Source organism: Nocardia sp. NPDC001965 (genome assembly GCF_053594175.1).
In genome coordinates this window covers 227,249-242,981 of sequence record NZ_JBSFDZ010000008.1, presented here as the reverse complement: position 1 = coordinate 242,981, position 15,733 = coordinate 227,249, and the positions used below count along the sequence as shown (strand labels likewise).

At 68.7% G+C, this 15,733-nt stretch carries 1 protein-coding gene (only partly in view); it reads left to right on the top strand.

Going from position 1 to position 15,733, the window contains the following annotated elements:
• The first annotated feature begins 29 nt into the window (after nt 1-29).
• Nucleotides 30-15,733 carry the beginning of an amidase family protein gene (locus ACWCPQ_RS15280; RefSeq protein ID WP_449898887.1) on the top strand. 18,361 nt of this gene lie beyond the right edge of the window, so the window shows 15,704 of its 34,065 coding nt (coding positions 1-15,704); the start codon lies at nt 30-32; the stop codon falls past the right edge of the window.

Below are 15,733 nucleotides of genomic sequence, written 5' to 3'. Positions count from 1 at the left end.
CGGAGCCGGTGCGGCAGCTGGCACACGCAATGACCTTCGCCGGATTCCGGGCCGCGGCACTGGACGGGTGGTCGGTGCCCGGTGATCAAGAACTGGGCGAGTGGCTGCGCGGGAAGACCGGTGACGCACTGCTCGACGGCCTGAGCGGATTGGATGCCGACCAACGCGGTCTGGTGGCGAGCTTTCTGCAGGCACCGTCGCGCGGCCGGCAGCCGAGCACCGAACAACTCGACGCACTCGAACAACTCACCCGCACCGTACACGCGCAGCACCGTGCCGAAGATATGCCGGGAACCGGGATGCCGGCCCCTGATGTGTCTGCGCAGACGACGGCGGACACGACCGAATCTGCCGCTGTTGCGGCGAGCCCCGCCGCCACCACTGCCACCACACCCGCCGAACCGGTACCCGGCGCGAATTCACCGGCTGTCACCGGCACGCCGCAAGCAGATCCCGGTGACATTCCAGCGCCCCCGGTGACCGTCGCGGCCGCCTCGGCCCCGGCCGTGTCGACAGCGCGGGACCCGGGTACCCACTGGGATCTGCGGGTTCTGCAGCGGGGGGTGGTGACCGCCTACAAGTCTCTCGAAGGCCTGACGGACGCCGATCCGGTTGTCGCCGCGCTCGCCGCGTCTCCTGTCGAGCTGTTCGGGCAGTTCGTCGACCAGCTGTATCCGAGTCAGCGCCGGGTCCTCGAGCTCCGATTCCGCACTCGACTGAACGAGGAACAGACAGCCTACGGACTCAACGCCCGGAGCACTTCGGCAGAGCACTGGACTGCCCCCATGGTCGGCACCGTGGCCGCCGGTGGGCTGCGTCGCCTGGCCCACTCGATCGCTGCGGCGCACGGTGTCCCGGGGGTCGAACCGGCCATCGGGAACATCGAGCTCGCGGTCCTCGACGGCGCGGCCCAGGGTCTGTCCCGTGCGGCGATCGCCGCACGCTCGAATATGCCCCGGCGAACAGTGGCGGCGATCGACCGGCGGACAGCGCAGACGCTGGGCGTCGCCAACCGGGCTGCCGCTGTCGCCGAAGCGGCTCGCCGCGGGGAACTCGACCCGGCCGTGTTTCCGATGCCGGACAACCATGCGACAGTTCGCTTGTCCGAACGCGAGACCGCGGTGCTGGCACTCACCGCGAAAGGCCGGACGCCCGCCGCCATCGCCGCGATCCTGTCGCTGGAGACGGCCGAGGTGCACGCGCACCTCCGTGAAATCGGCCGCGTTCTCGGGACCTACATACCCGCCGCCATGGTCGCGGTGGGAATCCGGGCGGGGATCCTGCGGGTCGACGGAACCCAGTGGTCGAGGTGGGACCGGGCCGCCGATGCGAGCACAGCGGACGGTGCGGATCCGAACCCCGGCGCGGTGGTCACCGCGGACGGCGCCAATGGCCGGGCGGCGCGGGTGGACCCGGCCGTGCTGGGCCGAACCTCCGGCGACGATTCGACACTGACCCGCGCCAAAGCGGGCGACGAGGCAGCTCGGCGGGAACTGAACACGCGGTACGGGCGGGGGAACATCCAGCGAACGGTGGCCATGCTGGGGTGGGAACCCGGTCGAGGGACCCCGCCGGTCCAAGTGACCCGGTTGGCGCACGCGATCCATTTCCGGGTCATGGCATTCGCCGCCGACAACGGGTGGCCGGTGCCGGCCGGTCGGGATGTCGCGGACTGGTTGTTCGAGCTAGCCCAGAACACATTGTTCGAATGCCTCGATCACGTAAAGGTCCAGGATCGTCGGCTCATCGGCGCCGCCCTCACCGAATTACACCGCGGCGGCGGACCGACCCATGAGCAGCTCGCCGCGTTCCAGCGGCTCACGGAGGTGGCGCAGCAGTCCCGCACCACCGACGCTCCGGATACCGGTGTCACCTCCCCCGTGGCGGCGGCACCGGTCCGGCCGCGGCGATCCTCGAGAGCGGACGGACTGTATCCGGAGTCCGGAGTCGGCGCTGTGGTCGGTGGCTTCGACCCGGCATTGGTCACCGCGATCAACCCCGACGACCCTGTCGGCTCGCACACCGTCATCGGACGCGGGAAGGTGACGCCGGAAGGTGGCCGGGTCGAGGTGACCCTGCCCAGACCCATCGAGTTCACCACCGTCAACGAATGGCTCGCGCAGTATCGCGATGTCGTAGAGCTGAGCCAGAGCGATTTCGGTGGCGCGGCGGTCGGCAAATCCGTCGTATCGCTCATCGAGAACGGCCGGACGAATCCGACCCGGAACACTCTCCTGAAACTTGTCGAAGCCAACAGCATTCCGGACCGGCTCGTCCGTGAGGCACTGATACATTTCTACGACGGCGAGGGGCTCGCGCAATTCGACCCCGAATACGAGTTCCGGCCGCACCCGCGTGACTACGATCCGGCCGACCCGCGCGCTGCCAACAAATGGCTGGCGGATCTACGGCATTATCTCGGTCGCGGCCGGTCGGAGTTCGGGGGTGAGGTCGATCCGACGACGATCGCGAAGATCGAACTCGAGACCGCGGATGTGACACCCGGCGTCATTCGCGAGATCTGTATCGCGAACGGAATACCCGCGTCCCTCGCACGCGCGGCCCTGCTGCGGTTCGTCGACGGTGCCGGGCTCGCGTGGTTCGATCCTCGGGGCACTCACAGACCTCATCCCGCGGAATTCAGTATCGAGGACCATCCGCCGGGGACGGGGTCGGCCCTGCTGTCCCCGGGCGAGGCACATATCGTGCGGTTGGTCGCCGGTCTGGCGACGGGGGCGCACAGGTCACCGGTCCGTTCGTTGACCGCGCTACTCGGACTCACGCCGGAACAGGCCAATCTGATCTTGCTCCGGATCCACTCGAAGGTCGAGGGTGCCGCCGAAGTCCGGGTCCTGCCCGCGACGGAGTCGGACCGAGCCGCGGAACATCTCCGGCTCCTGCCCGCACAGGTAGAGCTCGTGGGGTTGCTGGCCGCAGAATTGCTCGGCGGTGCTCCCGAGGACGCGACAGTGTTGTCACCCGGCACACTCCGGGACTTCCGTGCTCAGGTCGAGTACCGGGTCGGCGCTTCCCTGCGGCCGTCCGAGACAGAAGTCCTGCGCCTGTTCATGCAGGGCCACTCCATGACGACGGCCGCTGCGCACCTGGGTCTGCCCACGAGGACGATAAGGCAGCGATTCGCACGTGCCGAACAGGAATTCGGCACCGACGGGGTGATTCCCACGGTTATGGCGGCGGTGCGTGCGGGTGTCGTCGCCGACGAGGGTGAACCCCGGGGCTCTGTGGACATCTCCGAGATCGAAGGGCGCGTACTTCGGGGCGTCGCCGACGAATGGTCGAACGAGAAAATCGAAACCCTCCTGGGACTGGGGCACGGGCAGCGGCGCCGGCTCATGGCGGCGTTGTACGAGAAGTTCGATGTCGACAACAGGCTGGATCTGGCATTGGCGGCGCAGCGGCAAGGCCTGTTCGGTCACATCGGGCCGGCGTTCGTGTACTACTCCCGCACCGACGTTTCCTCCGATGCTCCGGTGCGGCAGGGGGAACGTCCGCTCTCCGTGAACCAGCGGGCTGTCCTGGCCGGAATCGTTCAGGGCCTTACCGACGCGGAGATCGCCGGTCGGCTGAAGATCTCCGAAGGAGCGGTCGGGGCTCACGTCAAACGAATCTACGACAGGCTCGGCGTCACCGCTCGCGAGCAGCTGGTAGAAGCCGACGGTGATGTGGTGGCCGCGCTGGCGGTACAGGCGGATACTCGCAGGTTGTCGACGGTCGAACTGGCTGTTCTCCGGCTCATCGTCCAAGGGATGACGAATCCTGTCATCGCAGCGAGATCGGACATGCCGAGGTCCACCGTCACGTCCTATGTGAAGCGGATCTACGACAAGCTCGGCGTCACCGAGCGGGACGGCCTGGTCGGTGACATCGGCGCCTTTCTCGCCGAAACGACGCAGCGGGCGACCCGTCCACTCTCCACGCGCCAGCGCACTGTGCTGCGCTTGATCGCCCAGGGCCGCACGAATGCGGAGATCGCCCGGATGTTCCATGTCGGCGAGGAGGCGATCAAGGCCCACGTCCGCAGACTTCGCGAGAACCTCGATCTGGCGCAGCGCGACGATCTGGTCGCCGCGTCCGTGCGCCGCTCTCGGCCGAATGCGGACACCGAGACCACCGTCGAGATATCGGAGGTTTCCGACGACCAGTTCCTCGGTTTGCGACGAGGTTTGGTGCTCGGCTATCTCGTCGGCAACCGAATGGTCGCTCCGGAGTCGGTGGAGGCACTCGACGGGGCCACCGATCGTGAGTTGGTGGACCGAATTCTCGAACACCACGACGACACCGAACTGGTCGATATCGCGCTCGTCTTGGCGAGCGCCGACAAGTCCACTGTCCTCCGCGCCGCGGTCGAGTTGGATCCGATTCAACGACAGCGGGTGAACCGCGCTGTCGCGTCGGTCCGGGCAGGCGGGCGTCCGAACGCACTGGAACTCAGCGCGGTCGACAAGCTCGCTCAGGAAACGGTCGGCTTATTGTTTCCGGCTCCGATCGCCGTGGCATCCGATGATGACCTCACCCCTCCGGAACTGGAAGTGCTGGAGTTGCTCGCCGAGAGCATGTCGAACGGCGAGATTGCGACACGCCTCGACACGGACGAGGACACCGTCAAAAAGGATGTCTCGAGCATTCTGCGGAAGTCGGCTGCTCTCGACCGGACCAGTGCCGTCGTTCAGGCGCTGCGCCGTGGCATCTTCCGGCTGGAAGACCTGCCGGAATCGGATCCGTCCCGCGCGCGCCCGCTGAACGACCGGGAGGACCGCGTCCTGGCCCTTATGGCCGTCCACGACACGCACGAGGGCATCGCGACAGCCACCGGACTGTCGGTGCCCACAGTGTCGGCAGCAGTCAGAAATATCATTCGCGTTTTCGGCGCGCGCAATCAGACCGAGGCGTTGATCCGGGCCGTGCGCGCCAGATATCTCCAGGTGGACGAAATTCCGATCACGGAGGCCGTCGCCACCCGTGAACTGTCGCGGACCGAGCTGGCGACCCTGGCACGAGTCGCGGCCGGTGAGTCGGCCGCCGGTGTCGGGGAGATCCTGGCCGCGCTGGGTGCGGGCAGCCGGACCGAGGCGGTGGTCCGGGCATTGCGGATGTCCATTCTCGAACTCGACGACATTCCGTTGCCGGACCGGCCCCTCCAGCTCTCCCCGCGTGAAACGCAGGTACTGCCACTGGTTGCCGTGGGGTGGACGAACGGAGCGATCGGGGAGTCGCTCGGGGTATCCGCCGAAACCGTCAAATCCACGCTGAAACTGCTTTTCCGGAAACTGGGGGTGGGTGACCGCACCGGTGCTGTCCTCGAGGCGCTGCGCCGGGGTGTCCTCGATCTGGACGAGATTCCGTTCGGCGCGCAGGCCACAACGGGAACGCCTCGCACCAGGACCGGATCGAGGCACCCGGGAGCCGGGGCCGCCGACGGGATCCCGGGGCCGGTGACAGGGTTCGACGGTGCGGATGTGGTCGACGCGTTCGGCAATCGAAATCGCCGCGGGACGCGAGCCACTCATGTACCGGGGGACGCGCCGATGGGTGTGCTGGCATTCAATGTCGATCCGAACACCGGCATCCCCTGGGGTGCGCCGGGGCCGGGGTCACGGCGGCCGGAGGCGCAAGGAGATGCTCTGCGCCGAGGGGAACGAGCGACCCCCCTGGACACAACCCAGGTGCGATCGGTACGCGCGGCACTGGCGGTGGCATCGAATACCCTCGCCGCCGCTGCGCACACCCCTGACCTGCGCGCGGAGGTCGCACATCTCGACCGGCTGGCCGGTCTTCTCGACGAACTGCTCGACGATTCGGTCACACTGCCGCCGGCTCGGGTCGAGATCCTGTCGAGGCTTGCCCGGGTGGTGGCACAGTGGCTGCCGGCGATCGCAGCCGCGGACCGGGCCCTCGACGAAGCCGAACAGGCGACCGGTCCCACCGCACGGCAGACCGCTGTGGTGGCGGAGGATTTCGCCGCCGCGGTCCGCGGACTCGCCGCTGCCGGTGCCGTGCTCGACGCCGCGACGGCCGGTGTACCGGTGGCGGCCGTCGACACCGGTTCGTTCTCCGGCATCGACCGGAATCTGCTGGTGCAGGCGCTGGCCGGAGTGACCTCGGAGCTGAGTGGCGCAGTCGCCCACGCGGACGACCCGGATCCGCGCAGCGCGCGCGCCGGCGCCGCCGCCCCGTACTATCCGGCGCTGCGCCGGGCCCGGGACGGGCTGGCCGAACTGCTCGCCGTGGTGGACGATCCCCGGACCACGGTGACCCGGGAGCGCCTCACTGCCCTGCTCTCCCATTCCCACGCCGTTCGGGTCTGGCTGGCGGAGTGGTTGAACAAGAACGCCGCGGACCGCGACGCGATGGCGGCGGCGGCCCGTGCGCAGCGTGCGAGAGCGGCCGTCGCGGAGCTGCGGACCGTGGACGACGAGATCCACGAGCTGCTCGCGGCGCTCGACGCGCTCCCGGTTCCCCGTACCGATCCCCGCCTCCTGCCGTGGGCACAGCCCGCACCGGACCGGGAACTTCCGCGACCACAGCCGGACTCAGTACCGAAAGCATCGGATTCGGCACCTACCGGCGACTCGGAACACGACGGCCCCACGCCCGCGGCGGTGACCGATCGGGACGGGTCCCCGGGGTCCGCCGAACAGCCGGGGCCGGTCGAGTCCGGCGAGACACCGTCCGCGGCGTCGTCGCCGGCCGCGGAGGGGGCGGGCGGTGCGCCGGTGATGCCCTGGATGCAGTTGCCGAGACCGGGACCCCGCCGGCAGCAGGAGATCAGCGGTGCCGCCGGCTGGACCGATGTCGGCCTGGGCCACTCGCTGAACGAAGACGAGTTCGCGTTGGCGGAGGCGATCGTCGACGGCGAACGGGTGACACTGGCCGCGGTCTGCGACGGGGTATCGCACCTCGCGCGCAGCGATGTGGCGTCGAAGGTGGCCTCGGAGGCCGCGTGCGGTGTCCTGGAACGTGCGGCCGCCGCGGCCGCGGACGGCGCGGGGTGGGATCCGGCACAGGTCGTCGCGGACGCCGTCACAGCGGCAAAAGACGCAGTTCTGGAACTCATCCGGACCGAATTCGCCGGATGCGAGATCCCGCCCGCCTGCACGATCGCGGTGACGATGGTGACGCCCACGGAGATCGTCAGCGATTCCTACGGTGATGCCCGGGTGTACTGGATTCCGTACGACGGTGGCCCACCGCAACGCCTGACCGTCGACGATTCGTACGCGCAGAAATATATCGAGGACGCCGCGCGACGGGGAGAGCAGCTGACCGACGAAGAAGCCGAAAATCTCCCTTACGCGTCGACCATCACCCGCGGCCTGGGCAACCCGGAGATATGGCAGGAGCCGTGGCGTGAGCCGGAGCCGAAACGCTATTCGCCCACCGGCAGGGGTGTCGTGGCGGTGGTTTCCGACGGCGCGCTGAAGCGGGTCTCCGACGCTCAGCTGGCCGCCGCGATCACCGCGCCGCGCAACAGCTCCCCGGACGATCGGCTCGCGGCGGCGGAAGCGGCGGTCCGGACCGCGCTCGCCGCGCCGGGGAGCAACGGCACCACGGACAACATCACGGTGGTGGTGATCGACGGTCCGAACCGGGTCGGTGGTTCTGCACGTTCCGGCGAAACGGGCACCGATTCCGGTAGCGGCCGGGCCGCCTTATCCGCGGCCTCGCAGGCGACGCCATGGAGCGCGGCGCCGGCCGATCCGGGCTCACCGAGCACGGCATCCGATCCCCGCGCCGCGGCCTCACCGTGGAAAGCTCCGGACACCGGCGTGTCCGGGAAGGGCAGCGCGGCGAGTCTCGCGGGAGGGCAACAGAATCCGGGATGGCGTGGCGTCGCTCATCGCAACGAGATCTGCGCGCGCCGCCTCGTCCGGGTGCTGCGGGCGCTCGGCGATGCCTCCGATCTCGATCTGGACGAGAACAACCCGGCCTGGCACGCGACCGACAACTGGCGCATTCTCGAAGACAAGATCGGTGCCGATCTCGTCGACGTGAATTCGCTACAGCTCGACGAGTATCCCGCTCGACCAGACGATCCGGACGATCCACTGGCGCAGATCGCCGCGACACTGCGCGCCAGTGGTAAGGACGGCGACAGTGCCGTGGTCGTGGTCGGCGATCACGGCCACCTCCTCACGCTGATCGCCGGCCAGCTGTACGTTCACGACACAAAGGTCGACGATCCCACCGGCGACGTCCCGCGAATGCGCCTGTACCACCGGGACTATTGGCAGCCCGGCTACACGCGTGAGATGGTCGAACAGGGCCAGGCGTTCGCCGCGATCCTCACCGACCGCGGCGGTGTCATCGCTGTCCGTGACCTGCGGGACCCGGACCACGAGAGCGCGCCACACCCGCGAGGCATGATCGCCGGGAACCCGGCCGAGTTCGGTGGGGAGGACGCCGCGCCGGAACCGGCGGGCCCGGCGGGCGGCGTATCCACGCCCGCGCCTACACCCTGGAACGGTGGCCGGTCCAGCTCCCGCAGCGACGAGCAGTCGCAGGCCCAGCCGGAAATACTCCTCCGCGATGTGCTGGCACGGCACGGCATAGACAGCCTGGAATCGCTTCTGAACCCAGTGTCCGGCACCGATCGGGTCACGGTCGTGCGGCTGCGCGAACAGGTGGTCGCCGAGCTGGTCGAGGCGGCAGCTCGACAGGGCATCCACGACGAACTGCAGGCGCGCTACCCGAGTCTGTTCGGGATGGTCGGCGAGTCGGCGGCCCGCGATACGGGAGAGGCGAACCCGGCTCTCGCTCAGGAGGAGGCCGCACTCGATACCGCGACCGATCCGCCGCAGTCGCCGAACGACGGCGCAGCTCGCCCCGGCGAGAACGCCGATGCCGGCGACGTCGATTCCGGGGGCGCCGACGCGCCCCCTGTCGAACAGCCGGACGAGATCGGTTCGCCACGGAATTCCGAGCCCGCCACGTTCGTACTCGATCTGGAGACCGCCGGTGTGGTCGAGATGCAACAGGCGATGGAGGATGGGCGCACGACCTCGGTCGCCCTGGTCGAAGAACATCTGCGCCGGATCGAAGCCCTGGACCGATCCGGGCCCCGGCTGAACGCGATCCGGGCGGTGAACCCGGAGGCGTTGCAGGACGCGGCCCGGCTGGACGCCGAACGTGCCGCCGGTCATGTGCGCGGACCGCTGCACGGTATCCCGGTCGTGATCAAGGACAATATCGATATCGTGGGTATGCCGACGACGGCAGGCGCACTGGCATTGCGTGATTCTCATCCCGACCGTGACGCATTTCTGGTGGCCCGGTTGCGTGCGGCGGGTGCGGTGATCATGGGGAAAACGAATCTGGGGGAGTTCGCGAACTTCGTGACAGCGGGAATGCCGAACGGCTACAGCGCGCTCGGTGGGCAGGTGGTCAATCCGTATGGCGCCGATCTGGATCCGATGGGTTCGAGTACCGGCTCGGCTGTCGCGCCGGCAGCGGGCCTGGCTCCGCTCGCTGTCGGTACCGAGACATCCGGCTCTATCATCCACCCGGCAGTGTTCAATTCGCTTGTCGGGGTCAAGCCGACAGTCGGTTTGGTGAGCCGCGCCGGGATCGTACCTATTTCGGCCACTCAGGACACTGCTGGTCCTATCGCTCGCACGGTGTCCGATGCGGCAGCTCTGTTGACCGTTCTTACCGGTGTCGATCCCGATGATGCGGCGACCGATCACAGCGCGGCTGTCGCCGGCACCGACTACCTGGCTGCTCTTGATCCAGATGCGCTGCGCGGCAAACGCTTGGGAATAGTGATCACGGCGCCGGAGGATCTCCCCGGCGCGACGTCCGGCGTCACCGCTCTGGCTCGATTCGCCGAAGCCCAGGCCGTCCTGCGGGAGCAGGGTGCCACGCTTGTTCCGGTGTCCATCGTCCCTCCCGGGGGTGACGGAATTCTGCTGGACGAGTTCAAACCGGCGCTGGAGAACTATTTCGCCCGGCTCCCGGCCGATGCGCCGATCAAGACATTGGACGACGTGATCCGGTTCAATCTCGAACACGCCGACGAAGGGGCGATCCCGTACGGGCAGACAGTGCTGGTCGAGGCGGCGGCGATCGATCTCGACGACCCGGCTACCAAGGCGGATTACGAGGCCCGGCGTGATCGTCAAGTCGCCGACTGCCGGGATTCGATCGACTCCTTGCTCGACGCAGAGGGGCTCGATGCCATCCTCTACCCGCACTGCAACTCTTTCCTGATTGCTCCGAGAGCCGGGTACCCGGCGGTCGCGGTGCCGATCGGATACGATCCCGTCTCCGGTCAGCCCTACGGTATGAGCCTCGTCGGGACAGCATTCTCCGAAGCTTCGCTGCTGGCGATGGCCTACGCGTACGAACAGGCGGCGCAAGTTCGCCGCCCGCCCTCGGAAGTGAACCCCGCGCTGGCGGCCGCGACGACCGGTGCCCGGCCGGAAGAGGCACGCGGTATCGCCCGGCAGAGCGCCGAAGCGGTGCCGACTGCGCTCCCCCGGCGAGTCGAGCTGGGGCACAATCTGCAACAGCTTCGTCTGGAGTACCAGACGGCCGCGGCGGGACCTCACGCGTCACGGGCCGAGCCCGATGCGACGCGACAGCTGATCGACGGTATCTCCGGCCTCGAAGCCGCAATTGCCACCGCGCACCGATACCGTTCGGCGGACAAGCTGAAGTTCATGGACCTGAACCGGGAACTCGGCTTCCCGGTATCCGGTCCGGATGCGGTACAGCAGCTGCGTGATCGGCTCGCCACGGTGGGCGGTACCGATCCGCGGACGGCAGCCGGACTGCGGAAGCTTCTCGAGTTGGCGGAAAACCATGCCCGGCGGCAGGAACGGTTCGACCGGCTGGATCTGAGCGTAACGGGTCTCGAGGCGCTGGCCGCCGAGTGCCGTGCCGCGCGGAACGAATTCGCCCAGTACACCGCCGACCGAGCGGAGCGGCCGGACGCCACCGCGGCGGCGATCGACACCCGGATCGCCGAAATCCGCGACCTCGAACGACGACTGCTCGCGGGATCGGCCGAAGCGTCCCGGATTGCTACCGAGACCGGCGCCGGGCTGTCCGCTGCGCCCGCCGGCGCGACCGGTGGCATTCGAGCGGTGCGAAACGGCGCAGAGTCTCGGGTCGCCACCGCGATCGCCGACGCGGAGGGTATGGCCGGATATCAGCGGCCACACGCGCTGGCGGGACTCGACGATCAATGCGGGCGTGCCGCGCTGGCCGCCAACGCGGCCCGGACCGGTCGTGATGCCGGGGAGATCGAGCCCGCGGTTCCGGGTGAGGGCACGCTGTCCAGTTACATCGAAGCGCGTACGCAGCGACCGGACCGGCCGGTCAAGGCACATCAGGTCCGTACGATGCGCGAGGCATTCGACGAGCTGCACTCATGGGCCACCGCGGCGGAGGGCCGGCGGCCGGGCGCCGGCCACGGCAAGTCGATCTTCGTGCTGACCGCGGGCAGCGAGGGCCTCGGGCATATGGTCGAGCTGGTATCGGTCGTGGACAACGGCAGGATCCGGATCGACTGCTGGGACGCGGGGCACGACAGTATCCAGCAGGATTTCCTACCCGCCGAAGAGCTACCCGGGCAGAAGATGATCGCGCTGTGGGTGGACGAGACCGGCTTCTCGGTCGATCCGCCGCAGGAGCTGGTGCCCCGGCGGGTGGAACGCGACGAGGACATCGCCGTCGCCACCTCCGACACCGGGGACGCGCAAGCGCGGGCGCGGCAGCTGGCGCAGGCATTGGCACGCGCGGGAATCGATGACATCGAGCAGATGGTGCACCGCGCCGGCGAGACGGCGGCGGACGCGCGTGCCCGGGGCCGGCGCAATGCCCAGCTGTGGGATTGGGCCGGCGACGAGCTACGCGGGATATTGGCGGAGGAGTATCCCGCGATCCTCGGTGAGGCCGCGGGTATTCCGCGTGCGAAGCGCAGCCAGTTGAACGAAGCCGAGTTGGGGCGTGAGTTCGAGGAGTTGCGGAGCCGTGAGGGTGCTCTCGACGAGGCCGACTACCAGCGGCTGCGGGAACTGGAGACGATCGGAGCCCTGCGCGACGAGGGCAAGGCGCGAGCGAAGCGGATGGGCGTACCTTTCTACCTGCTGTCGTTCCCGCGCGGCGCGGGGCTCGGTGCGGCCGCCGGCAGTCTCCTGTTCGCCTACGGCGACGACACCGTGCCCGAGAGCGAGATCTGGCACCCGATCGTCCGCAGCGGTGTCCCGGAGGAATGGCCCGAGCTGGTGCGTGCCGGCGCGGATTTCGCCGAGCTGGAGCACGGGCACGGCCGTGCGGTGACCACCCTCGTCCTGCACTCCTATGGAGACGGCGAATCGCGCATCTCCCGTGAGGAGCGGGCCGGAGACGACCTCACGGCGTGGGTGGCCGCCGAAGCCGGGGCGCGGGAGGTATGGGCGCCGCACGGCGAATCGCCGCGGGGCGAGCTGGTGTGCCGCAGCAATACGAATCGGGGTACGCAGATCTGGCAGGCGGTGGCCGACCGTCTCCAGGGAGACGGCCTGGACCTGGCGCAGGTCACCCGAGGCGAAACCGACGACGATATCGTGCACCGCGCCCAGCACTGGGCCGCGGACCTGCCGGGTGCCCCCGCGCTGCTCACTCGTTCGGACGCACCCACCCAGCATTTCGTTCTCGGTGCGGATCCGCGGACCGCGGACAAGGTAGTGGTCCTCGTACGGGCCGAGGCCGGCACGGCGTCGCTGCGGGCTGGATTACGCCGAGCGGTGGATACCTACGCGACCGAACGGGGCGACGATCGAACGGTCGCGGTGGTGTTGTGGCAGGGCGACGCGCCGCAATCGCTGGCCACCGTGCTCGCCGAACTGGCGGCTCATCGGCAGGACGCCACCGACCCGTTGCGCAGGATCCAGCTCCTCGGCGACGAGCCCGGCTGGGGTCTGATCCAGTCCATCGCCACCGATGCGCAGCTGAAACCGCACCGGAAGGCGTTCACGAACCTGCCCCGCACGAAACCCGCGCCGCCGGGGCGGCTGTTCACGCCCGGAGCACGCTTGACGAACTGGGCGCTGGCGAAGATGACGGCGTCGTTGCCGGCCCCCCGGCCAGGTGACTCGAGGCGCCGCGAACCGGAGACAACGGCGAATCCGGCGGCGGTCCCGATATTTGTCGAGCCGTGGCTGGGGGAACTGGATACGGCGCGACGATTGTTTCGCACGACGCGAGCGGACGTGCACGACCAGCTGGCGGAGACAGCCACTCTCGAGGACACAACAGTGGCCGACCTGTCGGCGCGCCGCGACGAGCTGGTCGACGAGCGAGTGTACGCACAGCAGCGCCTGATCGAGAAGATCGTGGAGCACGAGGGATTTTCGCCGCCCGACGAGAGTTCTCTGCTGCGCGTCCATGCTGATTATGTGCTGGCGCGAGACGACGTGTCCACCGACCTCCAGGAAGCCGCGGAAAGATTCGCCTGGTTCTACGACACGATCGAATTGATCGACGCCGTCCCCTACCTCGACAACCGGATCGACCGGATCGATCGGCTGGAAGCCGCCCTTTTCCGTGCCCACGCGCTCGCCGCGCACGACGAATCGGCAGCCGGAGATCTCGAGCGGTTGCAGTCGCAGCTGTCGAAACTCGTGCAGGCAGCTGCCGCGATCTACCGCAACGATATGCAGCGGATCCGGGAGAACGGCGGTGAGAACCCACTCGCCGCCGTCCTGGCCGACCCGCTTCGACAGTCGCTCGACGACGCATTCCGTCAGGAGCTGACCGATGCGCTGAACGCCGTCGCCGCGATCCGGGCTCTCGACGGCGCCGCAGCCCCACCGTTGCTCGGTGACGAGCTGAATGCGCTGGGCGACAGGGACGCGGATCGGCGCCGTGAGCTGCACACGGTGCCGACGACGCGGGACAGTACCGTCGACTCGCGGGCCCAGACCATCCAGGCCCTGGGATCGCAGCGCGAGCAACGCCGCCGGGCGGCAAAAGAACTGGCGGCGCAGCTCGGTACGCCCGCTACGCTCCTCACCCCGGCCAGGGTCCGCCGGATCGCCGAGATGCTGGAACGTCAAGGAGTCCAGGACACCCGCGCCGAGGCGGCCGCGAAATGCCGGGCACTGGATCTCGCGATCGAGTCGTCGGAAGACCTGTTGGCGGCGACCACGCGGATGGAGGGGATCGATCGCCTGCGCGCGGCGCTTTTCCAGGCACAAGCGCACCTGCCCGTCGTACAGGGCCGACTCGTCGACGCGCAGGACGAGCACCGGCAACTTCTCGATGGTTACCGGTTCCGGTTCGGCGCCGGTGTCGTCGATACCGACCAGGTGCGTGAGCAGCTGCGCAGGGCGGAACAATGGCGCGGAGGACGCTACGAACACGAAGAGTATCTGAATGTCCGCGCCGCGTTGCGCGAGCTGCTCGACCTCGCCGGGCAACGGGAACTGCGGCAGTGGCAGATCGGGCGGCTACAGGACCTCGCGTACCGGCTCGAAGCACTGGCCGGGGAGCGGACCCGCGTCCTGGACGAACGTGCGGCGGTGACGGAGCGGATCCAGGCGCAGACCGAGCTGGACTTCGGCTGGTTGGGTGAGGACACCGAGCGCGAGGCTCAGTTGCGCAGGTTCCAGGCGGGGCAGCGGGCAGCACTGGCTGCGACGATCGGCCCGGAAGCGCTGGCCGAGCACGAGCTGGCCGCAGCGGATCTGACCGCCGAGCAGATTTCGATGATCACCCTCTCGCGCCCCGCCCTGTTCGCCGATGCCGAGTTCCACGGCCGGGTCGCCGAGCTCCAGCGCCTGGAACGGCTTATCGCCGATGTCGCCGAATTCGATCTGCTCACAGCACAACTCGACCGCATCGACGCGAGCCTGGCGAAGGGTCTCGCCGCCGATGTCGACGCCGTGTTCGCCGCGACCGTCGCGCCCGAACGAGCTGCCGCCGACGCCGAACCCGCGATCGGCACCGTCGAACACCTGTGGCAGCCGGCGGAGCGGAACTGTTTCGTCCGATCCGGGCTGGGCGTGTTCGAGGCCGCGGGCGGTACCGCGCCGGCGAAACTACGCGGTCATGTGACCGGTCCTGCGGGAGTTCTCGCCGGGGAGTCGTTCGAACTGCTCGGCGCCGACCCCCGCGAAGGCGGCTACCGCGATCTCGCCGAGGTGGCCGAGCATGTGGAGCAGACCGGCGACGCAGTACTGGTGGTGGTGGCGTTCCGGGGTTTCACCGACGCATCCCGGCCCGGATCGCATGCGGTACAGGCGTTCTGGGACGGCGAGTTCGAGACTCGCGCGGACGGCACCAGGGTACCGGTGCCCGGTACCGGTGAAGTAGTGGTGATCGACGACGGTGAGCGGTCCGCGTTCGCGGAATGGGCTGCCGGGCAGACGGGGATACGCAGCGTATCCGGTTGGGAGATCATGCAGGGCGGTACACCACGTCGCCCGCTCGTCGACGGGAAGTCCCGGGCCGTCGCCGGATCGGATTACGACAATGTCGGCATCGCGGGCCGCCGGACATCGCTCACCGACGACCCCGGATCGCCGGATCAGGGAGATCGGTCGGGAATCGAGCCAGACCGAAGCGGCGAGCCCAGCGCTCGCGATCCGGCACACGAGAACCCGGCACATCCCAGCCGGACGATCACCCGTCCGGGCGCGGCTGATCCGGTGCGCGCCGCACTCACGGCCGAAGAGGCCGCACGCGTTCAGCAGTTGTACGCCGCATACAACAAACCAGTGCTGGCGCA